22 protein-coding genes are annotated in these 21,491 nt (G+C 52.6%); 18 read left to right on the top strand and 4 right to left on the bottom strand.

Annotated features, from left to right (window positions below; genetic code table 11):
• The first annotated feature begins 4 nt into the window (after nt 1-4).
• The gene (locus HPY86_07700) at nt 5-1,102 is read left to right on the top strand and encodes a DUF362 domain-containing protein (GenBank protein ID NPV14795.1); all 1,098 of its coding nucleotides are present in this window, start codon (nt 5-7) and stop codon (nt 1,100-1,102) included.
• A 53-nt stretch (nt 1,103-1,155) separates the two neighbouring features.
• Here HPY86_07700 and uvrB read toward each other — a convergent pair whose 3' ends face one another.
• Nucleotides 1,156-3,186 carry an excinuclease ABC subunit UvrB gene (gene uvrB / locus HPY86_07695; GenBank protein ID NPV14794.1) on the bottom strand — a complete coding sequence of 677 codons (2,031 nt, stop codon included), beginning with the start codon at nt 3,184-3,186 and terminating at the stop codon, nt 1,156-1,158.
• 152 nt (nt 3,187-3,338) lie between these two features.
• On the opposite strand from uvrB, the gene HPY86_07690 reads away from it, so the two are divergent.
• The 17 genes from HPY86_07690 to HPY86_07610 all read left to right on the top strand — a co-directional run bounded on the left by HPY86_07690 (nt 3,339) and on the right by HPY86_07610 (nt 17,667).
• A complete protein-coding gene (locus HPY86_07690; GenBank protein NPV14793.1) occupies nt 3,339-4,034 on the top strand; it encodes a hypothetical protein in 696 nt (231 codons plus the stop codon).
• Between the two features lie 9 nt (nt 4,035-4,043).
• Nucleotides 4,044-4,529 carry a Crp/Fnr family transcriptional regulator gene (locus HPY86_07685; GenBank protein ID NPV14792.1) on the top strand — a complete coding sequence of 162 codons (486 nt, stop codon included), beginning with the start codon at nt 4,044-4,046 and terminating at the stop codon, nt 4,527-4,529.
• A complete protein-coding gene (locus HPY86_07680; GenBank protein NPV14791.1) occupies nt 4,526-5,215 on the top strand; it encodes a (d)CMP kinase in 690 nt (229 codons plus the stop codon). The genes HPY86_07685 and HPY86_07680 overlap by 4 nt, the downstream gene beginning before the upstream one ends.
• Nucleotides 5,212-5,871, top strand: coding sequence for a 1-acyl-sn-glycerol-3-phosphate acyltransferase (locus HPY86_07675; GenBank protein NPV14790.1), 660 nt, complete (start codon nt 5,212-5,214; stop codon nt 5,869-5,871). The genes HPY86_07680 and HPY86_07675 overlap by 4 nt, the downstream gene beginning before the upstream one ends.
• 2 nt (nt 5,872-5,873) lie before the next feature.
• Nucleotides 5,874-6,740 carry a 4-hydroxy-3-methylbut-2-enyl diphosphate reductase gene (gene ispH / locus HPY86_07670; GenBank protein ID NPV14789.1) on the top strand — a complete coding sequence of 289 codons (867 nt, stop codon included), beginning with the start codon at nt 5,874-5,876 and terminating at the stop codon, nt 6,738-6,740.
• Entirely contained in the window at nt 6,733-8,421 is a 1,689-nt protein-coding gene (rpsA, locus tag HPY86_07665; protein NPV14788.1) for a 30S ribosomal protein S1, read from the top strand. Before ispH ends, rpsA begins: the two co-directional genes overlap by 8 nt.
• A gap of 3 nt (nt 8,422-8,424) precedes the next feature.
• A complete protein-coding gene (locus HPY86_07660; protein NPV14787.1) occupies nt 8,425-9,645 on the top strand; it encodes a radical SAM protein in 1,221 nt (406 codons plus the stop codon).
• A complete protein-coding gene (locus tag HPY86_07655; protein NPV14786.1) occupies nt 9,642-10,649 on the top strand; it encodes a hypothetical protein in 1,008 nt (335 codons plus the stop codon). The genes HPY86_07660 and HPY86_07655 overlap by 4 nt, the downstream gene beginning before the upstream one ends.
• Before the next feature lie 11 nt (nt 10,650-10,660).
• On the top strand, nt 10,661-11,353 hold the full coding sequence (locus HPY86_07650; protein NPV14785.1) for a UDP-3-O-(3-hydroxymyristoyl)glucosamine N-acyltransferase: 693 nt from the start codon (nt 10,661-10,663) through the stop codon (nt 11,351-11,353).
• Nucleotides 11,350-12,183 (top strand): hypothetical protein, encoded by an 834-nt coding sequence (locus tag HPY86_07645; protein NPV14784.1) that lies wholly within the window; start codon nt 11,350-11,352, stop codon nt 12,181-12,183. The genes HPY86_07650 and HPY86_07645 overlap by 4 nt, the downstream gene beginning before the upstream one ends.
• Complete coding sequence (fabZ, locus tag HPY86_07640; GenBank protein ID NPV14783.1) at nt 12,183-12,605, top strand: 3-hydroxyacyl-ACP dehydratase FabZ; 423 nt, start codon at nt 12,183-12,185, stop codon at nt 12,603-12,605. The genes HPY86_07645 and fabZ overlap by 1 nt, the downstream gene beginning before the upstream one ends.
• Nucleotides 12,572-13,357 (top strand): acyl-ACP--UDP-N-acetylglucosamine O-acyltransferase, encoded by a 786-nt coding sequence (lpxA, locus tag HPY86_07635; protein NPV14782.1) that lies wholly within the window; start codon nt 12,572-12,574, stop codon nt 13,355-13,357. Before fabZ ends, lpxA begins: the two co-directional genes overlap by 34 nt.
• Nucleotides 13,347-14,657, top strand: coding sequence for a bifunctional folylpolyglutamate synthase/dihydrofolate synthase (locus HPY86_07630; GenBank protein ID NPV14781.1), 1,311 nt, complete (start codon nt 13,347-13,349; stop codon nt 14,655-14,657). Before lpxA ends, HPY86_07630 begins: the two co-directional genes overlap by 11 nt.
• Before the next feature lie 30 nt (nt 14,658-14,687).
• Complete coding sequence (locus HPY86_07625) at nt 14,688-14,909, top strand: hypothetical protein (protein NPV14780.1); 222 nt, start codon at nt 14,688-14,690, stop codon at nt 14,907-14,909.
• Between the two features lie 12 nt (nt 14,910-14,921).
• Nucleotides 14,922-15,221 carry an integration host factor subunit beta gene (locus HPY86_07620; protein NPV14779.1) on the top strand — a complete coding sequence of 100 codons (300 nt, stop codon included), beginning with the start codon at nt 14,922-14,924 and terminating at the stop codon, nt 15,219-15,221.
• 172 nt (nt 15,222-15,393) lie between these two features.
• Nucleotides 15,394-16,689: a hypothetical protein gene (locus HPY86_07615; GenBank protein ID NPV14778.1), complete on the top strand. Its 1,296-nt coding sequence runs from the start codon at nt 15,394-15,396 to the stop codon at nt 16,687-16,689.
• A 60-nt stretch (nt 16,690-16,749) separates the two neighbouring features.
• On the top strand, nt 16,750-17,667 hold the full coding sequence (locus tag HPY86_07610; GenBank protein ID NPV14777.1) for a hypothetical protein: 918 nt from the start codon (nt 16,750-16,752) through the stop codon (nt 17,665-17,667).
• Here HPY86_07610 and HPY86_07605 read toward each other — a convergent pair.
• From HPY86_07605 to HPY86_07595, 3 genes are read right to left on the bottom strand one after another with little or no spacing between them, the layout of a single operon-like run.
• Nucleotides 17,660-19,942: a S8 family serine peptidase gene (locus HPY86_07605; GenBank protein NPV14776.1), complete on the bottom strand. Its 2,283-nt coding sequence runs from the start codon at nt 19,940-19,942 to the stop codon at nt 17,660-17,662. The two genes, HPY86_07610 and HPY86_07605, sit on opposite strands and share 8 nt — an antisense overlap.
• On the bottom strand, nt 19,939-21,012 hold the full coding sequence (locus HPY86_07600) for an alanine--glyoxylate aminotransferase family protein (protein ID NPV14775.1): 1,074 nt from the start codon (nt 21,010-21,012) through the stop codon (nt 19,939-19,941). The genes HPY86_07605 and HPY86_07600 overlap by 4 nt, the downstream gene beginning before the upstream one ends.
• Complete coding sequence (locus tag HPY86_07595; GenBank protein NPV14774.1) at nt 21,009-21,425, bottom strand: YjbQ family protein; 417 nt, start codon at nt 21,423-21,425, stop codon at nt 21,009-21,011. Before HPY86_07595 ends, HPY86_07600 begins: the two co-directional genes overlap by 4 nt.
• Between the last annotated feature and the right edge of the window lie 66 nt (nt 21,426-21,491).

Here is a 21,491-nt window from a genome sequence, read left to right as displayed (position 1 = left end):
CCGCTTGGACCGTGTCCTTGTCCGAAAGGTTGATGATTTAGAATCGGCGGTTGAGGAGGTATTTGACTTTCTTGGGTTTGACTTTACCGGGAAAAGGGTCTGGGTTAAACCCAATCTCCTTGCACCGCACCCGCCCGAGCGGAGCGTAACCACTAATCCAGAACTTGTTCGGCTCGCGGTACAGGAGCTGAAACGGCGCGGGGCAAGCCGGATCTGGGTGGGTGACAATCCGGCGGGTGTGCGCAAAATTCCGCTTGAAGAGTACCTAAAACCAACCGGCGTGGTGGAGGCAGCAGGGGAGTATTTTGTTAATCCCGGGCTGGAGGTCTTTAATCTGCCCCTTAAGTCGCGCTTCGTTGCCACGGTACCGGTCTCGGGTCTGCTTCGGGAAGCGGATGTGATTCTCAACCTGCCGGTGTTCAAAACGCACGGGTTAACGATAATTACCGGCGCGGTCAAAAACATCTTTGGTATCATCCCTGGGGGACACAAAACCTATCTTCATGCCGTAGCGAAGAGCGGTCTGGAGTTTGCTGAACTACTGGTTGACATCTATCAGGCGGTGCCGATTCCGATTGTCAATATTATGGATGGGATTCGGGGAATGGATGGTCCGAACGGGCCAAGTGGCGGTCGGGTCCTGAATCTTAAACTGCTGATTGCGAGTACTAACGCGGTTGCCCTTGATGCGGTGATGGTACTTCTTGCCGGCGGCAAGCCGGAGAAGATTCCAATCTGCCGGACTGCTGCGGCGCGTAACCTGGGTCCGATACTGCGGGAGAAAATAGAGATTCACGGTGATTTTCAGCCGATAAAAGGGTTTCGCTTACCACCCGTAGGGCTTGCAGCGGCTGTTAGTAAGGTGTCAACCCTTATTTATCCTCTTTTGCGCCGCACCCCGCAACTAAACCGTCGTTTTTGTACTCAATGCGGTGAATGTGTCCAAAACTGTCCGGTTCAGGCGATTAACCTCAACCCTTATCCGGTGATAAATTGTAAGAGATGTATCGCCTGTTTTTGCTGTGCGGAAATCTGTCCGGCACGGGCAATGACCATCGCCTCTTTGGCCAAAAGTCTGTTTTTACGAATGGTGAAAAGTTAACTTATAAACGCTTTCTTTGTCCCGTTCTGGGAACACAGCGTTTGCGGCGAGTATCAGCGCTTTTTTACTCTTTTTTGCCGCGCCTTTTTCCACTCTTCGTCTTCAATCCCCTGTCTAATCTGCCGAATTCGGTCGCGCAGTTGTGCTGCCTTCTCAAACTCAAGGGCAAGGGCAGCGGCTTTCATTTCCTTTTCCAAGCGCTCAAGCAGTTCCAGCGGGTTTGTTCCTTCGGCGACCAGCCACTTTTCTTCATCCAGTTTCCTTTCCTGGTTAGCATCGGCAACCGCCGTAGTCTCAAGGACCTCTTGCGCGGTCTTTTCAATTGAGCGCGGGACAATGCCGTGCCGTTTATTGAACTCAAGTTGCTTCTGACGACGCCTTTCGGTCTCAGCAAGGGCATTACGGATTGAGCGGGTGAGATTGTCGGCGTAGAGAATCACCTCACCCTGAACATTTCTTGCGGCGCGGCCCGCGGTCTGAATCAGCGAACGGGCGTCGCGGAGAAAACCCTCTTTGTCGGCATCAAGCACCGCGACAAGAGACACTTCCGGCAAATCCAGCCCTTCGCGTAACAGATTAATGCCCACCAGGACATCAAACTCACCGAGGCGCAGCCCGCGCAGAATCTGCACCCGCTCCAGGGGTTCAATTTCGGAGTGGAGATAACGGACCCGGATACCCATTTCGGTTAGATACTCTGCCAGGTCTTCAGCCATCCGTTTGGTCAGGGTTGTGACCAGCACCCGTTCCTGCTGTGCAACCCGCGTGCGGATTTCATTGATTAGGTCATCAACCTGATTTTTAGTCGGCTTGACCGTCATCTTCGGGTCTACCAGTCCGGTTGGACGGACGATAAGTTCTGCGACCCGGCCCTGGCTTACAGTGAGTTCGTAGTCGCCCGGAGTTGCTGAGGTGAAAATTGCCTGATTGATTAAGCGTTCAAACTCGTCAAATCTTAGGGGCCGGTTGTCAAGGCAGGAAGGAAGACGGAAGCCGTAATCGACCAAAACCTGTTTACGGGCTCGGTCGCCATTGTACATACCCTGAATCTGGGGAACAGTCACATGGGATTCGTCGATAAACATTAGATAGTCTGCCGGGAAGTAGTCAAGGAGACAGTAGGGTCTTTCGCCCGGTGCTTTGCCCAGAAAGTGGCGGGAGTAGTTTTCAATTCCCGGGCAGTAGCCAAATTCTCTTATCATTTCCAGGTCGAACTTGGTACGCGTCTTCAACCGCTGCGCTTCGAGTAGTTTACCCTGTGCCTCCAGTTCTGCCACCCGCTGCCGCAGCTCGTGTTCAATGGATTTTAGTGCCCGTTCAACCCGTTCTTCTCCGGTGACAAAGTGCCTTGCCGGGTAGATTACAGCCCGTTCCCGGCGTTCAATTAAATCACCGGTAAGGATGTCGAAGATGCTCAATCGTACGACGCGGTCGCCGTCGAATTCGCACCGGACACCGTAGTCACGATGGGAGGGGTGGATTTCGACGACATCACCCCGGACCCGGAAAGTTGACCTTTTCAACTCAAAGTCGTTTCGGGTGTACTGGAGTTTCACCAGTTGGTCGAGGAGCTGGTCGCGGTTTAACTCCTTGTTCAGTTCAATGGGGAAGAGTGATTCTTTAAACTCCCAGGGTTCACCGAGGTTGTAGATGCAGGAGACTGAGGCGACAACAATCACATCGCGGCGCTCGATCAAGCTGGAAGTGGCACGCAACCGCAATCTTTCAATCTCTTCGTTGATCGACGCATCCTTTTCGATGTAAAGGTCGCGCTCCGGGACATAAGCCTCAGGTTGATAGTAGTCGTAATAGGAGATGAAGTATTCAACGGCATTCTCGGGGAAGAACTGCTTGAACTCGCCGTAGAGTTGTGCCGCAAGGGTTTTGTTATGGGAAAGAACGATTGTGGGCCGGTTAAGGCGGGCGATGACATTTGCCATAACAAAGGTTTTGCCGGAGCCGGTGACCCCTAACAGGGTGGAAAAGCGGGCGCCGGACTCGATGAACTCAACGAGTCGGGCAATCGCCTCAGGCTGGTCACCGGCAGGCTTAAATGGGGCACGGAGTTTGAACCTCCCGCTCATAGCTAAATTCTATTTGCCGGCAGTGGTAGGTCAAGCCGATTTGGTTAATACCTCAGGGTCTATACAGTTTAGCCGAAGCCGCGATAACAGATAGGGCCTGACGGGATTTACTACTCTTGACTTAAGCGGGTTTTACTTTATGCTGAACCAATATGAGGACTTTTGCTGTGTTCTTATGGGCGGTTTTCGCTTTACCTGCGGCTGGGGTGATTTACCATATCGACCAGCCGGTGCCGATTTCGTTAGCCCACGGCGAGTACTATGGCGGGATACGGATGTGGGGCGAAGGTGGAGTCCTGGCGCGGTTCAGCGTTGGGCTCTTTGACCGGCTAACGATGGGGATGTCTTACAGCGTGAATCGATTGATCGGCAGCGGTGTCCCGGAAATGTCAAGACCAAGGCCGGAACTAATGGCAAGGGTTGCAATTCTGAAGGAAATGGGCTATGTGCCTGACTTGGCACTCGGATTTGAGAGTCAGGGTTATGACTATTGTGATGGCGAGCGGTTTACGGTAAAAGAAAAAGGGGTGTATCTGGCGTTAGGGAAGACGATTGAGGTAAGCCGGACCTATTGCGAATTGGGCGTGAACTGGTGGCAGGGGTTTAACGGCTTTTTGGTTGTCAATCAGTTGCTACCCGGAGATGTGGAACTTGTGGTAGAATACGACCCGGCGTTGAATGACCTGCCCGCCGAGAATCGTTGGCGGGGTGGTTGGCTAAACACCGGTATTGCCTGGACTTTTCAGGAACGGGTCCGGCTTGGTTTTGCCTTGCGGGATATTTTCGGGAATAACGAGCAAACCCGAATGAACCGGGTTTTCTGGGTTTCGATTCAGGAGCATTTTTAAGGAGGAACTATGGACCTCAATGGCTTGAAAAATTTTCTTAGGGGCATCGAGGGTTTTGAACGGCTGGATGAAGAGGAACTGGAGCGAATTGCCCGTATTGCCCGGTTAAATTCGGTAAAGGCAGGAGAGTTAATTGATGTGCAGGGTGAGCCGGCGACTAAGTTTTACATTCTGGTTTCAGGCCGGCTGGCGGTTATCCTGACACTGGATTTCGGTGTGGCGCATCAGACCTATCAAGTGCTGACTCTTGGTCCTGGGCAGATGTTTGCCTGGTCAGGATTGGTCGGTAACCCTCACTACACCGCGGGCAGTCGGGCGATTACCGATTGTAGTTATCTGGAGTTTGATGTTAAAGAATTGGAGCGATTGTTTGACGAAGACCCTCGACTGGGCTATGTGATGATGCGGCTTGTTGCCCGAACGATTGCGTCAAGGTTACGGCAGATGCAGTTGCAACTGGCGCAGCAGTACGCCCTGCGGGAGTCAGCGGAGTGAAGAAAACGGGATTCGTCATCGCGATTGATGGACCTGCTGGGTCCGGTAAATCCACGACCGCACGGTTGTGTGCCCAAAAGTTAGGTTTTTGTTATCTTGATACCGGCGCGATGTACCGGGCGATAACTTTGAAGGTGCTGAGGAGTGGGATTGATATCGGAGATGAAGATGCCCTAAAACGGTTACTTGATTCAACCAAGGTCGATGTTGTCTGGCATCGAGGTAAATTGCAGGTATTGTTAGACGGCAAGGATGTGACCGCGGCAATAAGAAGTCCAGAGGTTAGCGGGTTAGTTTCGGAAGTTAGTGCTATTGCTGCGGTACGAGCAAAAATGGTCCGGGAACAGCGTCGCCTGGCAAGAGGTAAAAATGTGGTATGCGAAGGTCGGGATATCGGCAGCGTTGTTTTTCCTAAGGCACAGTTGAAGGTTTTTCTTGATTGCGCACTTTGGGAAAGGGTGAAGCGCCGAGAACAGGAATTGAATAGTAGCGGGCGGACCAAAGTAGGAAAAGAAGCGGTAAGGAGAAATCTTTTGAAGCGGGACCGAATTGATTCCCAGCGGAGGATTTCACCCTTGCGCCGGGTACCCGATGCGGTTTTGATTGATACAACCGATTTGACAATTGAGGAACAGGTGGCGGTGGTTTGTGCTCTGGCACGGCAACGCCTTGCAGGAAGACGATGAGGTTACGGTGGCGGATTGCCTGGATCGGGACCTATCCGCTGGCAAAGTTGTTATTGGGACTACGGGTTGTGGGACGGGAGCATCTTGTTGCCGGTGGACAGATAATCGCAGCGAATCATACTTCCAATTTTGACCCTTTAATTGTGGGATGGGCAGCGGCAAGAGAGGTTTACTTCCTTGCGAAAGAGGAGCTTTTTCGGTATCGTCCTTTTGCCTGGTTAATCAAGAGATGGAATGCGCTGCCCGTGGGGAGAAAAGGAATTGACCTGGGCGCAATAAAGCGCTGTGGAGCGGTTTTGCGGCGGAATCAGACGCTGGTGTTGTTTCCTGAAGGAACAAGGAGCAGAAACGGTGAAATCCATGAGTTTAAACCCGGTGTCGGGATGCTGGCGGTTCTTAATCGGGTGCCGGTTGTTCCCACGTATATATCTGGTGTGGCGCAGTCGATTATTTCTTACTGGGTTGACCGGGATTTCGTGAGGCTGGGGTTGCGCCATAAACCCAAGTGGCGAGGAGCAATCGAGGTGCGGTTTGGTTTGCCGGTGTACCCAGATGATTATGAGGCGAGTCGGGCCGGTTACGAACGGTTAACCGCCGAGGTTTTTAAGCGGGTTCAGGCAGAGGCGCAGAAGAGCAGAGGCACGGAAGTAAAGTAGATATGTCGAGGGTGATTGTTGCTAAACCTAATGGATTTTGTTTCGGGGTGGAAAGGGCAATCAAACTGGCAAAAGGGGGATTAAAACGATTTGGGAGGGTTTATACATTCGGGCAACTGGTGCATAATCCGCAAGTGCTCGACGAACTCGCAAGCGCGGGAATAAGGGCAATACGAAGCCTGGATGAAGTGCAGGGTGGGGCGTTGGTGATAAGGGCTCATGGATGCCCACCCGAGGTTTTTGTTGAATGTGAACGAAAAGGGATTGAGGTGATTGATGCGACCTGCCCTTATGTGCGGCGGGTTCAGCAGGTTGCCCGGCGGCTGGCAGCAGAAGGTTATCAGGTTGTTGTTGTTGGGGAAAAGAACCATCCCGAGGTTAAAGCGATTCTTGCTGCTGCCGGCAATGGGGCAAGGGTGTTCGTACCGAGAATGAAAATCTCAGGCCGGGTTGGGATTGTGGCGCAGACGACAATCGGGCGGGAGCGGCTTAAGGAAGCAGTTGCCAATCTGCTTAATTTTCGCTATACTGAAATCCGGGTTTTCGACACCGTCTGTGCCGAGGTAGTGGCGCGACAGGAAGCGGCGCTGCGGCTGGCAAAGCGTGTTGATGCGATTGTGGTGGTAGGAGGTAAGAACAGCGCCAATACCCGACGGCTGGCAGAGATTGTCCGGTCCAGCGGTAAACCGGTGGTTCATCTGACTGGGGCGGCTGGATTTAATTTGAGACGCTGGGCGCGCTTTAAAAAAATCGGGATTGTTGCTGGTGCTTCAACTCCGGCCAAGGCGGTGGAAGAAATTGCCCGAATACTTAGAGATTCTGGTTGTGATAAACAACCAAGTTTAAGGAGGTCTGTCAGTAATGAGTGAAGGTATTAATAACAACAGTCAAATCCGGGTAGAGTCCTCAGATATCTACACCGAATCCTTCCCATCATATCGGGAGGGTGAGATCGTTACCGGTACGATTATTAAGAAGTTGCCCAATGCGGTACTGGTCGATATTGGGTTGAAAGCAGAAGGTATTCTGCCACTGGATGAGTTCCGCAATCCCGAAGAGGCGGTTGAGGGACAGCAGGTCCAGGTGTATATCGATGCGCTCGAAGACAAAGAGGGCTTTCCGGTCATCTCCAAGAAGAAGGCTGATTTTCAGCTGGCGTGGGAGACGATTAAGCAGAAGTCCGAACAGGGTGAGCCGGTAAATGCGGTAGTGTTGCGCCGGGTTAAAGGGGGACTGGCAGTTGATGTTTTGGGGCTGGATGCTTTTTTGCCCGGTTCACAGGTTGATATGAGGCCAGTAGCAAATCTCGATGCTCTGGTAGGTAAGGTGTTTGAGGTGAAAATTCTGTCGGTGAACTGGCATAAGAAAAACATCGTCGTATCCCGGCGGGCGTTGCTTGAGGAACGACAGGAGGCGTTGCGCCAGGAGTTGTTGTCGAAGTTGCAGGTCGGCGATGTCATCGAAGGAACGGTCAAAACGATAACCGAGTTTGGTGCGTTTATTGATATTGGCGGTGTTGATGCCTTGCTGCACATTTCAGATTTGGCATGGGTAAAAGTGGTTCATCCCAGCGAAGTGGTTCAGGTGGGCGAGAAGTTGAAAGTGAAGGTACTTTCCGCCGATATGAGTACGGGTCGGATTACGGTGGGGTTGAAGCAGTTGACGCCGCATCCCTGGGAGAAGGTGGAGGAGAAGTATCAGATTGGTTCGCGGGTAAGAGGCCGGGTGACAACGCTCGCAGAGTATGGGGCTTTTGTAGAATTAGAAAAAGGTATCGAGGGGCTAATCCACATTTCCGAAATGTCCTGGACGAAGACGATTCACCATCCCGCCCAGATACTTTCAGTTGACCAGGAGGTGGAGGCGGTTGTGTTGAACATCGACAAAGAGAACCGCCGGATTTCCCTTGGTTTGAAACAGACGATGCCCGACCCCTGGTCGCTAATTGATGAACGCTACAAGGTGGGGCAGCGGGTTACCGGTAAGGTGAAGGCGCTCAAGGATTTTGGAGCATTTGTGGAACTGGAGGAGGGTATTGAAGGTTTAATCCATAATGGCGACCTGTCCTGGACGAAAAAGGTTAAGCATCCGCGCGAGGTGGTGAAGAAGGGGCAGACGGTGGAAACGATAATCCTGGAGATCGACAAGGAGAACCGCCGCATATCCCTCGGTTTGAAGCAGACGCAGGAGGACCCGTTTTACCGACTGACCCAGGAGATGAAAGAGGGTGATATCGTCAAGGCACGGATTCTTGACATTCCCAAACCCGGAATCGTGGTTGGGTTGAACTACGGAATTGAGGGGTTTGTGCCGTTGAGCCAGTTGGCGCAAGGTGCGGGTAAGAAGGTTAAGGAAAGTTATCAGATTGGTCAGGAACTGGAGTTGAAGGTGCTGCGGGTCGATGTGAATAATCGGCGGGTGATTTTAAGTGAGAAGGCGCTGCAGCCCCGCTTTAAACAGGAAGAGGAAACCGAAGAGATTATCGAAGAAGAGTTGCCACCGGACAAATTTACCCTTGAAGACCATCTGCGCGATATCGAGGGTCTTTAATTAATGACCGCAGCGGTTATAACCGTTGGCTGTCGGCTGAATCAAGCCGAGAGTGACTGCTTGCGGGCGCGGCTTCAGCAGCAGGGTGTAAAACTGGTAACCAATCCCCGGGAGGCGGATGCGGTGTATGTCAATACCTGCACCGTTACCGGCAATGCCGACCGGAATTCGCTGGCGCTAATTCGGCGACTAAGCCGATTACAGCCCAAGCCACGGATTGTGGTCCTTGGTTGTTACGCTGAACGGGTCGGCGCTCAGTTGACCTCAATTCCCGGTGTGGACGAAGTATGGAACAACCAGCGGAAGCAAAAGGAGATTGCGGGTGTTGTGCCGATGGCGTTGCGCAGTCGAGCGCTACTTAAGGTCCAGGATGGCTGCGACAATGGGTGTAGTTACTGTGTGGTGGCACAGGTAAGAGGCAAGCCGGTTTCTTTACCGGCGGCGATGGTTCGGGAGCAGTTCCTCGAGCTTCTGAAACAGGGTTTTCAAGAGGTGGTGCTTACGGGCTTGAACCTCGGGAAGTATCAGAGTGAGGGTTATAAACTGGCAGGTTTGCTTGCTATGCTGCTGAAAATTCCGGGGCGGTTCCGAATCAGGCTGGCATCGGTTGAACCGGACTGTTTTGACGAAGAGTTCCTGGAAGTTATCCAGGATTCAAGGGTGTGTGCTCATTTTCACATTCCGTTGCAGAGTGGCGATGACCGAATTTTGGCGGCGATGGGTCGGCGCTATACCGGTGCATATTATCGACAGGTAATCGAACGACTGGAGGCGGTGAAGCCGGGAGCGAACATCGGCGCCGATGTGATAGTAGGCTTTCCCGGTGAAGACGAAGCGTCGTTTGTCCGCACGGAAGATTTCCTGCGTACGGTACCGGTCAAATATCTCCATGTCTTTCCTTATGCGCTGCGTCCTGGAACGCGGGCGGCGATCTGGGGTGATGTTGTGGACAGGTCGATAAAGCAGGAGCGGGTGCAGCGATTGCGGGACTTTTCGGAAAAAAATCGCATGGTTTATTACCGGCAATTTGACGAAACAGTACGCGAGGCGGTGCTGGAACCGGGTGGCAAGGCATTAACCGATAACTATATGAGGGTGGCTATCGTGCCAACCGGGAAAAATTACCGATGCGGGCAACTTGCCCAGATTAAATTGCGGGTCGAAGCAGATGGCCGGCTGATATCGGGCCAGTTGCTTGATACTGCAGAAAAGGAGGCGCAATGAAAGCGCAGAAGCAGAGAAGAACAGAAGTGGGGCTGCCGCGCTTTTTAGCGGCGGCGTTATTCGGCTCAATTGGATGGCTGCTGATTTTAGTTCTCGGTGCGCGGGCTGATGGTAAAGAGTTCAAGGTTGGTTATGTGAATTCGGAGCGGATTATCGCTCAGTACGAGGGTGCAAGGGCGGCAAAAAAGGAGCTGGATAAAGAGATTGCGGCTTACGAGGCAAAGGCAGAGTCGCTGCGACAGGAGTATGAACAGGCAAAAGAGGAGTATGAGTCACAGCAGCTTTCCCTTTCTGAGGAGGGAAAACGGGCAAAAATGGCAGAGGTGGAAAGCCGGAAGCGCCGCTACGACAGTTATCTCGTCCAGGTTTACGGCAAAAATGGGAAGATTGAGCAAAAGAATCAGGAGCTCCTGGCACCAATTGTTGAGCAGATTGACTCGGCGGTGCGCACGGTAGCACAACAGGAGGGGTTTGCCTTAGTGGTTGATGCGGAAAAAGCGGGGATTATTTTCGGTGAGGTGGGGCTGGATTTGACCGAACTGGTGCTTGAAGAGTTGAACCGGCGCTATGCCCCGGTACCGACAACCGGTCCGATTAAGAAGATATATGCAATTATGCCGATTTACGATGCCAACGATGAAGCACAGCGGGAGCGAATTGGAGCGCAGATTAGAGGGTTTGTCAATGCCCTGCTTGGTTCCAAGGCAAATGTCGAGGTGGTGCCGGACCGAAAGGTGGATGAGGTGGTGCAGGCGCGCGGCTATGGCAGCCAGCAGATTCAAATGGAGCAGGCGCTTGATGTCGCACGCGCCCTTGATGCCGACTACTGCATTTTCGGCGAATGTTCCAAGCGGGAGCGCCAGATAACATTTCAGCTGTCGGTGGTTGATGTACGAACCGGAGTGCTGATCAAATCGCAGGATGGCACGGCGGAGCGCAAAGAGGTGCTGCGTGAGCGGGTGAGCAGCGTTGTCCAGACGCTTTATTCAAGCATTAATCCTTAAACAGGTTAATAGTGAACGAACCGGAAAAACCGGATTCGCAAAGAGCCGAGAGTCAGATAAAGTTCGGGTCCGGTTCTTTTGTATGGATTGAACCCGGAGCAAAGGTCGCGGATAAGGTGCAACTGGCACCGTTTGTTTATATTGGTCCAGAGGTGGAGATTGGTGCTGAGACGGTGCTGGGTGCCGGGGTAATTATCTGGCGAAGGGTTAAAATTGGCTGCCGGGTCAGGATTGGTCCTGGCACGGTGATTGGCTGGGATGGTTTTGGCTATGAGAAGGATGGGGCAGTTTTCCGGAGGCTGGAGCACGACGGCTGGGTGATTGTCGAGGACGATGTTGAAATTGGTCCTAATGTTACGGTGGCACAGGCAAAGACCGGAAGAAAGACGATAATCGGACAGGGAACAAAAATTGATGCCCAGGTACACATCGCTCACAATGTGAAAATTGGGAAGAACTGTATTATTGTTGCCCAGAGCGGTATCGCAGGGAGCACAACAGTTGGCGATGGGGTGATGATTGCAGGTCAGAGCGGGATAAAGGACCATATTGCAATCGGTGCCAACAGTGTGATTTATGCGAAGTCGGCGGTGTTCCGGTCGGTTCCTGCCGGAGCAAAATACTGGGGAATACCGGCTCGTCCTTACGAGGAGATGGTCAGGTTCTGGGCAAAGTTGTGGCAAGCATTTGGCAGGGATAAGTGAGCCGATTTATCATCAGGCGAGAGGTAGAGATTGCAGGTTGGGGGGTGAAAACCAATAAAAGGGTAAAAATGAAAGTTCGACCCGGAGTTCCGGGTTCGGGAATAGTTTTTAATCGGGTCATTAAAGCCGATTGGACAAACGCCGGTGCCGGTAATGGTTACACCTATCTTACCGAAGGAAAGTGCCGGCTCTTGATGGTGGAGCATTTTCTCGCCACCTGTTACTGCCTTGGGGTTACTGACATTGAGGTTGAGGTTGAAGGTGAGGAGTTACCATTTGGCGATGGCAGCGCCCGGCAATTTGTCCGGCTTTTACAGCGGGCGGGTTTGCGCCGTCAGAATAACAGTATCAAAGTTTTAAGAGTTAACCAGCCAGTAGGTGTAAATTCGGGAGAGCGGTTTATCATTGCCCTGCCTGGTGCCGGTTTAAAAGTTCACATTTTTTTTGAGATTAAGGGTGTTGTCCCGATGCAATTTTTTTCCTGCCGGATTACACCCGGTTTTTTTATCCGGGAGATTGCGCCGGCGCGGACATTTGGAAAGACAACTGCTGGCAGACGAGTGGAAAAGTTGGTCGGTTTCAAGTTACGGCAGGTAAACGGCTGGCTTTTTCCAGCACGCTGGCGGTTTGTGAACGAGCCCTGCCGGCACAAGGTGCTCGATTTGGTCGGTGACCTGGCGCTTCTGGGGTGTCAACTTGAGGCGGAGCTTATCGCATTTAACCCCGGGCACAGATTAAACCTGGGTCTGGTCCAGAAGTTAGGAGAGTTGTTAAAGTTTGGCGAGTCAAGGATAGGTATGGGATATTTTGTCCATACAAAGGAGGGTTGATGGCAGTTGACATCAATGTCAAGGAGTATCTGCCCCATCGTGAGCCGTTTTTGTTTATCGATGGTGTGGCACGGCTTGAGGGTGATGAGATTGAGGCGTGGCGCGATGTCCGCGCCGATGAGTTTTACTTTGCCGGACACTTTCCGGGAAACCCGATTCTACCCGGTGTTTTGATGGTTGAGGCGATTGCTCAGGCGGGCATTGTGCTGGCGCTGGTAAAAGAGCCGGAAAAGAAAGGCGGGACGACCCTTTTTGCCGGGATAGAACGGGTCCGGTTTCGACGCGTGGTTCGGCCCGGAGAACGGTTGCGCATTTTGGTAAGGCTGGTTACGGCGAAAGCCGGTGTGTACAAGTTTGAAGGCAGCGTTTTCGTGGGAGGAGAGCTGGCGTGCGAGGCGGTGGTGATGGGCGCAGTCCGTTAGTGCACCCGAGTGCCCTTGTTGGTGCCGAAGTGGTGCTGGGCCCGGGGTGCGAAATTGGACCATTCTGCCGTTTCGAAGGCAAGGTGACGGTCGGTGATGGTTGCCGGTTTGGCACCGGCGTAGTTGTGGGCACCGAGCCGATGGACCGTTCTTATCAGGGCGAAGAGAGTGGAGTGGTGATTGGTAGTAACAATGTTTTTTTTGAATATGTTACGGTGCACCGTGCCTGTGGAGCAGGAAAGGCAACCTTGATTGGCGACGGCAATTACATAATGAACTATGTCCACATCGCCCATAACTGCCGGCTCGGCAACAACTGCGTTTTGACCAATGGGGTACAGTTAGGCGGTTACAGCGAGGTAAACGACGGTGCCAATCTTGGCGGATTGACCGGGGTTCATCAGTTTTGCCGGATTGGCAAACTGGCAATGGTCGGTGCCCACTCTTATGTCAATCGTGATATCCCGCCGTTTGTGCTTGCCGCAGGCAAACCCTGTCGGGTGCGCGGGTTAAATATGGTTGGTTTGCGCCGTGCCGGAATGGCACAGGAAAAGATTGAAATCCTAAGCGAGTTATTTCGGATTGTGTACCGGTCCGGGCTTAATTTGAGTCAGGCACTGAAAAGGATTGAGCAGGAGCTGCAGAGGAGTTGTGCGGGTGACGAGGTCAAAGAGTTTATTGAGTTCTGTGCCAGTTCGAAACGGGGTATTGAGTTACGCACCGGTCCTGAGGAAGTGACCTGTGACCTATAAGACAGCGCGAGCGTTTCTTGACTCACTGGTAAATTACGAAAAGAAGGCGGTGGTTCGGAACGAGTTTAAACTTGATAACATCAGGCGTCTGCTGGAACTTGCCGGTAACCCGCAGAAACAGCTCAACAATGTGGTTCTGATTGCCGGGACCAAGGGTAAAGGTTCGGTGGCTTATATGGTTGAAGCCGGTTTGCGAGGGTGCGGACTTCGGACCGGACTTTTTGTTTCACCCCATGTGATTTCGGTTCGGGAGCGGATTCAACTTGCCGGAAACATGATAACAAAAAGGGATTTTGCCCGTTTGGTAGAAAGGTTCGTGCCCCTGGTCAAGCGTCAGAGGGTAAGTTACTTTGAGCTACTCACCGCAATGGCGTTTGACTTTTTTGCCCGTGCCCGGGTTGATTATGCGGTTATTGAGGTCGGGATGGGTGGCAGGCTGGATGCGACCAATCTGTCCGAGCCAATGGTGTCGGTGATTACGAGAATCGGTTATGACCATATAAAGGTACTTGGTGGCACGCTGCGAAAAATCGCAAGGGAAAAAGCGGGTATCATGCGTGCCGGAAAACCGGTTGTGATTGGGGCGCAATTTGCTGAGGCAAGACAGGAGCTGGAGGTTCAAGCCCGTAAAATTGGCGCGATTCCATTCTGGGTCGAAGAGCGGTCACGGGTCTGGGATGAGAGTGTGGGCGAGGGCGGGATTGGTTTTTCCTGCTGGACTGAGTTGGGCGGCGGCAGGGTAAATCTCAACCTTCTGGGCCGGCACCAGATTGAGAACTGCCGGACCGCATTAACGGTGCTTGGGGTTCTGGCAAAAAGCGATGTACGGATTAGGTTTGAACCGGCGGTTCAAGGGTTGTCTAAGGTTGTGATTCCGGCGCGCTGCCAGATTGTGCGCTCAAATCCGCTGTTGATAGTTGACTCCTGTCACAATCCCGAGTCCGGACAGGCGCTTGCCAATGTGATTCGGGAGTACTTAAAGGATAAGGTGGTTTTAATCTACGGTTCACTACGGGGTAAACTGGTTAAAAAAACGATAGCGCCGCTCGCACCTTATACCGATACCGCAATTGTTGTTGCACCCGATTCACCGCGGGCGATGAACCCATCGATACTTAAAGGGGTGTTCCGGCGGCTTGGGGTTCTTGCCGAAACGGCACCAGATCTGAAGGCGGCGCTGAAACGAGCCGAGGAGCTATCGGCGGGCCGGTTGCCGATTGTTGTTGCCGGGTCGTTTTACCTTGCCGGCGCGGTACTGGCGCTTTTAAGTTCGACCAGGGTACAAAAACGGAATGCTTGACATTTTGAAGTCTCATTTTTATAATTAGTTATGCCAATCAGAGAGTTTTGTTGCAGCTCCTGTGGCAAAGTGTTTGAGGAGCTGTTATGGAATGAGGAAGAGGAAAAGGGATTAGTCTGCCCCGATTGCGGGAGTAGACAGATTTCAAGGGTTTTTTCCGTATTCGGTGTTGCCGGAGCGGAAAAGAAGGTGCAGTCCAGCAGTAAGGGCTGCAGTAGTTGTAGTTCTCATAAGTGTAGTAGTTGCTCATAGGAGGGAGCGAATATGACCATCACTAAAGCCGATATTGTTGAGAACATCTCCCGTCAGATGGCACCGAATATTACCAAGCGCGATGTCGGTAGAATTGTCCAGTTGTTTATTGAGGAGTTGTGTCGCGCACTCCAGGAGGGTAACCGGGTTGAAATCAGAGGGTTTGGTGTTCTGTCAACCAAACTACGCAAGCCCAAGGTTGCCCGAAATCCGAGAACAAAGGCGACGGTAAACATTCCACCCCGAAGGGTGCCGGTATTCAAAGCGTCGCGTCTTTTGAAGGCAAATTTGATGAAGGGTGGCGTGTCGTAAAATGATAAAAAGGAGCGTTAATGCCCTGCGGTCGGAAGCGTAAATTACGGAAAATCAAAAGGCACAAATTCAAGAAGCGTCGTAAGGCACTGCGCCACAAAAAGAAAATTCGTTAAAAACGGCTGAAACCCTTCAGCCGGGCTTTACGCGGCAGCGCGCGGAATTAAATTGTATGAACCTTGCCAGCGGGCGAAGTAATGCGGTTTTAATCTTTCTTGAACTGCTTTTGCTTTTTATCGTCGTTTCCCTGCTGCGGCTTTTTTTTGTTCCCTTTTCCATCGGCGTAACTACGGTTGTAGTTGTCTGGTTTCTTTTGGCGCTTGCCAGTTATCTGGTTGGTGAGTTTGAGTCCACCGCGCGTGCCAATTACGGGCTAACAATCCGAACCCAGGCGGCATTTGCCCTAACTTATGTCTCTTACAGTGTTGTCCATTCGGTCTGGTCCTGGTGTGAACCGCTCACGGTAAAGTTCTGGTTGTTGTTGTGGTGTTATTTAACTTTTCTGGCGCCGTTAATCGGGGTTGTACTCCGGCGGCTTGCGCCCCAAAGGGTGCTTTATGTTACCGACTTTAACCGGGATAAGGTCAACCTTTTACGGTGGTGGGGTTTTCACTGTGTCGAGACGGTCCTGATTGAGGATTTAGAGCGGTGGATGAAGGCAAATAGTGATAAGATTGGTAGAATCGACCGGGTTGATTTGATTGTTGTTGACATTACCGACCCGAAAACCGAATACCTCGTTAGCCTGGTGGCACCGCGTTACTTTGTGGACTTTGTTGGTATCCCTTCGTTTCGGATGTCCGCCTATTTTCTCGGTCCTCATCCCCGGCCCATTGGCCCATTTGTACCCTACAGCATCGGTCGCCGTTTGAAGCGGATTGTTGACCTGGTAATCTCATTACTTGTTCTGTTGATTCTCGGGCTGCCGATGCTCCTGGTTGCCCTGCTCGTCAAACTGACCAGCCCGGGTCCGGTTTTCTATAAACATCGCCGGTTAGGCAGAAATATGCGAGAGTTTTACTTGCTGAAATTCCGGACGATGTATAAAGATGCCGAACAGCGGCTTGAGGAGATTTTAAAAAACGACCCGGTGAAGCGGGCGGAGTTTGAGCAGACATTCAAGTTGAAGGACGACCCGAGGGTAACACCGCTGGGCCGCTGGTTGCGTAAATTCAGCATCGATGAACTTCCCCAGTTGCTCAATGTCCTAATTGGTCAGATGAGTCTGGTGGGACCCAGGCCCATTGTCGAGAAAGAGGTCGGCTACTACAAAGACTATTCACTGCTGTTGTTTCGGGTTCCGCCCGGCTTAACCGGGCTCTGGCAGGTTTCGGGCAGAACCGACACCGCTTATGAGGAGCGGGTGAAACTGGACACCCGCTATGTGCGGGAGTGGACGCTTACCGGCGACCTGATGATAATTCTGAAAACGGTGCCGGCGGTTCTTTCCCGGCGTGGTGCCTACTGATTTGAGGGAAAGGGGTGTTGCCCGTTCCGAAAGGTTGGGAAAAGAAGAAAAGGAGGCAAGATGATTGTTCTTGAGCCGGCAGACCTTGCGGCGCTGAGAATTGCCGAGGTCAGGGGCTTGTTTCCGGATGAGGCTGATTTAAAGCCGGCAGGATTAAACGAAGATGAGTATCGGCGCCGGCTGGAGCGGCTGGTGAAAGATGGTCTTATCCGCTCATTCCATCTCACGCTCGTGGTGCCACCTTTGTTGGGCGGTAACTGGGTGATGGGTGCCCTGCAGATTAAGAGTGATGAGCCGCGGACGCTTGCTGAGAGTATCATCAGCCGGTTGCCATTTGTTACCGAGATTTTTATCAACGCCGCATTGCCTTCGGGTGTTGGACATAATCTGGCGCTCGTTTTCTACTCGCGTGATTTTGAGAATGAGACCCGATTTATCCAGACCTTTAGTGCCAGTTCCGAGGTCGAGGTTTTTCGGGTCCAGGAGTACACATTTCCGGTCTCGATGCCGCTGACCCGCGAGGAGCGGGCGTTTGTGCAGTTTCTCTATCAGAACCCGGCGCTGCCCCGAACAGAGATTGCCCGGGCGTTTGGTCAAAGTGAAAACTGGATAAAGGCGAAACTGTCCCGTCTGTTCTGGTCGGCAAACAACCCTGCAGGTATCTTACGAATTCAACCGAGTGTTGACTGGACCGGTTGTGCCAACTTTGGCCATTTTCATTTTCTGCTTGAGACCGGACATCGGCCTGAGGTGCTAAAAAAACTGATTGAGGACAACGGCTTTGAACTGGTGCTTGGTGGCAGGGTGGTCAATCGTCGTTATATTGAGGTTGAGTCTGATGTCTGGGGTGTTGCCGACCTGTTGGCACGGGTGTCGTTTCTTGACAAAATTAACGGCGTACGGGTCGCGGGAGTTGTTCACAATCAGGAGATAATCATTAACGACCGGTGGGTAAAAAATATCGTTTCCCTTACCTGATTAAGACAATCTTTCCCCATTGGGGCGTCGTGTTCAGCCTTTTAATTTGATACAGATAAACTCCACTGGGCAGTTTTTTCCCGGAGTTGTCGGTGTAGTACCAGTAGAACTGCCGGTTGTGAGATTCGATGCGGGTAACCTGTCTGCCATCTGGTGTCCAGATATCCATTACACTCTGGGGCGGTACCATCAAAAAGGAAAACCGGCTGTTGTGTAAACCGGGATAGGGGTTGCGCTTTTCCCTTGTCTTTATTTGTTCGTGCTCTTCGGCGATGCAGATGGGCAATCCCTGGATTCCCCCCCGAATTACCAGCGCGTAAGGCTGACGCGGGGTATAGACATTTCTGCCATAGATGCGGATTTTCCAGACGCCAGCAAGGGGCCGCGCGATGCGAATCACCTCTTCAACATTTCTTTCGTCCCAGGCGGTAGGGTTGGCAATAGACTGGCTGAGGTAAAGTTGATTTCCCCGATACCGGTTTCCATCCGGGCTTATCGCCTCTAAGTTCAGGTCGTTAACCAGAGCGATTTCAGCGTTAGGCAGTGCCGCGGTGTCGGTCCAGGCAAGGGTGATAGAGAGCGGCTCGCGCCGGTCCAGGACAATTTCGTACTCATCAAACTGCCCGGTTTCCAATCCGAACGAGTCGTCAACAAAGGTTAATGCCAGTGAGTCGTCAGGTAGATGCATAATCCGGGACAGGTTGAGTCTGCCCCAGCCGATGCGGTTGTCCGGAATCGTGCCACTGCCGACATTGGTGTCGGTGGCGCAGATGGCAAAGGCGCGCATCAGTGCCGCACTGGGCGCATCAATACCCCTTTCCGGGTTGGGTCTGCCATCTGGATACCAGCCCTCTTTGAGATACTGGCGGAGCAAAGTCAGGGCACCGCTGACCGCAGGTGCGGCAAAACTGGTGCCTTCGCGGGCGCGATAGGTGTTGATGCCGGCACCGTAAACGGTGAAGATGCTGTCGGCAGGTGCCACAATGTTGGGTTTGATTCTTAAGTCCCGGGTTGGACCGGCAGAGGAAAGGGAGTAGACCAGATTGCTCATTGTGCCGTTGCCGGTACCGCCAACGGTCAGGCAGTTTTTCGCACAGGCGGGATGGCCAATCCGATACTGGGTGCCGGCGCCATTACCTGCTGCCCAGACCACAAGAAACTTCTTATCCTGCCAGGTAACCGCATCAAGGGTGGCATCGGGCAGGGTGTAATATCCGGTCTGGTCCATTGAGCCAAACGAACCGGACACCTGGCGTACCGGTTCGGGCATCCCATAACTGAGCCGGATTGAGTCGAGCATTTCGGTCATATTGTCATCAAACAGGTACTGGCCACTGGCGGTGGCGATGTCAAGAAAGTAGATGCGGGCATCGGGTGCAACACCGTCCAGGTCGCTTAAATTGCCGCAGATGGAGTCGTTACCGGCAAGGGTTCCGGCAACTGCGGACCCGTGATAGACAACCGCGCTCGGGTCACCAAAATCGGCATTGCGGAACAGTTTGTAGGCAACAATTTTGCGGTGATTGAGATAGATGCCCGGGCTTTCCAGTGGCACCCAGGGGTCACGGAACATATCGTGCTCAATGATTATCCCCGAATCAAACAGCCCGACAACCATACCCTGCCCGCGCAGTCCGGCGTTCCAGAACCGGCGAAAGTTTTGACCTGGTTCTATCGGTCCGATTGAGTCCCAGCCGGTCTGTACCACCCATTGCACATCGCGGTTGAACGGTTCGAACCGGTGCCGGCGTTCAACATAATAGACCGCATCAAGTTCGGTTAACTGGCGCGCATTCCGGCGGGAAAGATGTAAGGGCTTTTTCTCTCCGGGCCAGAGGGCAAATGACAAATTGTCAACCCGGGTTGATGGTTCGACACCGCGGCTTAACTTGTATTCGGGCAGAAAAGGTCCAATCCAGTCAACGGAAATGTCCAAAAGTTGAGGCAGGAGTTCGTCAGGTGAACGGCTGCTCAAGTTCCGGACCACAACCGTTTGATATGCGATGTAACAGACCGGCTCCAGACCAATGCGGCGCAAATGGCAGAGAAACTCCTGCCGGACCGGTTGAGAAAAGTGGACAAGCCAGTAGCGTGTGGAAAGCGGCTTATTGTCAACCGGTTCCGCTGGCAGTGTTAAAACTATGCCATTGGCAAAACGAATCTCATTTGCGCCCGCATAAGGCTCCGGTGTAAAATGGGCGGCGCTCTGAGTTTTAGTTATTCCTGGCCCAGCATATAAAAAGAGCGCCCAGCCGAGCCAAAGAAAGAGACTCACAATTTAAGGATTTCGACAATCGCCGCGGTCACCGCCTCCATATCTTTCATTGTCAGGTCACCCATATGGGCGATGCGGAAGGTTTTCTCCTTCAGGTCGCCATAACCGTTGGAGATTTGCATTCCCCGCTCACCAAGCGCGCTGTTCAAATCCTTGACGCTGATGCCCCGGGTGTTGGTCACGGTGGTCAATGTCACCGACTCATAACCCGGTTCGGGAAATACAGCAAAGTACTTCTTTGCCCACTCCCGGGTGAACTGCGCCATCTTCTGGTGGCGCTGATACCGATTTTCCATCCCTTCGGCAAGGATGGCGTCTAACTGAACATCAAGCGCCCAGAAAAGCGAAATCGCCGGCGTGGTCGGGGTCTGCTTGTCCTTTTCGTACCGCTTGAGCATCGCCTCAAAATCAAAGTAGTAACCGCGGTCCGGATTGTTCCGGCACTTCTCCATCGCCCGGGCTGAGATGATGGCAACCGCCAGACCCGGCGGCAGGGCAACACACTTCTGGCTCGAGGCGACAACCACATCCAGGCCCAGTTCGTCGATGTCAAACCAGTCGCCCATCAAACTGGAAACCGCATCAACCAGAATCAGAACATCCGGATACTTGCTGCGTACCATCCGGGCGATATCCTCAAGCGGTGAACGAACCCCGGTTGAGGTTTCGTTCTGGGTAATCGTGACCGCCTCAAAACCGCCTTTGGCAAGCGCCTGGTCAACCATCTCCGGTTTTATCGCCTTGCCCCACTCCACACGCAGCGCCTCGGGCTCTTTACCGCAAGCCTGGGAGATTTTGAACCAGCGGTCCGAGAAGGCGCCATTGACGCAGTGCAGCACCTTGCGCCGCACCACATTCCGGATGGTGCCTTCCATCAAGCCGGTGCCGGATGCGGTCCACCAGAACACATAGTTCTTGGTCTTCAAGATTTTCTGGGTTTTTTCAATGCACCGGGCGTTCAGGTCACCAAACTCCTTAGAACGGTGACCAATCATCCATTTTGCCTGTGCTTTAAGCACCTCTTCCCGGACTTCGGTTGGACCGGGGACAAAAAGTTTCTTATGGCTCATTTATCCTCCTTAAAAGTTGAGTTGCTTACGACCTGAACAAAACAGCTCCGCTGACGCGGACCATCAAACTCACAAAAAAAAATCCCCTGCCACCGACCCAGACGCAGTTTGCCGTTTTCCACCGGAATCGCCTGACTGGTACCGACCAGAACCGATTTGATATGGGCATCGGCATTGCCTTCGGTGTGCTGGTAATGGGCATCAGCCGGCACAAGTTTGGACAGGGTGCGGGTAATGTCTTCGGCAACATCCGGGTCATAACTTTCATTTACGCAGACGCCGGCGGTGGTGTGGGGCACATAGATAAAGCAGACCCCGTTTGAAACTCCGGTTTGGGCAACCGCATCCTGGACCTGACCGGTAATGTCAACAAGTTCGGTGCGGCGCTGGGTCTTAACCGTAAAGGAAATCATACCCTTACTTATATTATCCGAGATTAAGTTTCAGTCAACTTAATTTTCCTTCCCTTGATGGGATGG

Source organism: candidate division WOR-3 bacterium (genome assembly GCA_013177935.1).
Classification (GTDB): domain Bacteria; phylum Hydrothermota; class Tepidihabitantia; order Tepidihabitantales; family Tepidihabitantaceae; genus Tepidihabitans.
Note: the sequence above shows the minus strand (reverse complement) of the source record. Positions and strands in the feature narration are given on the sequence as shown.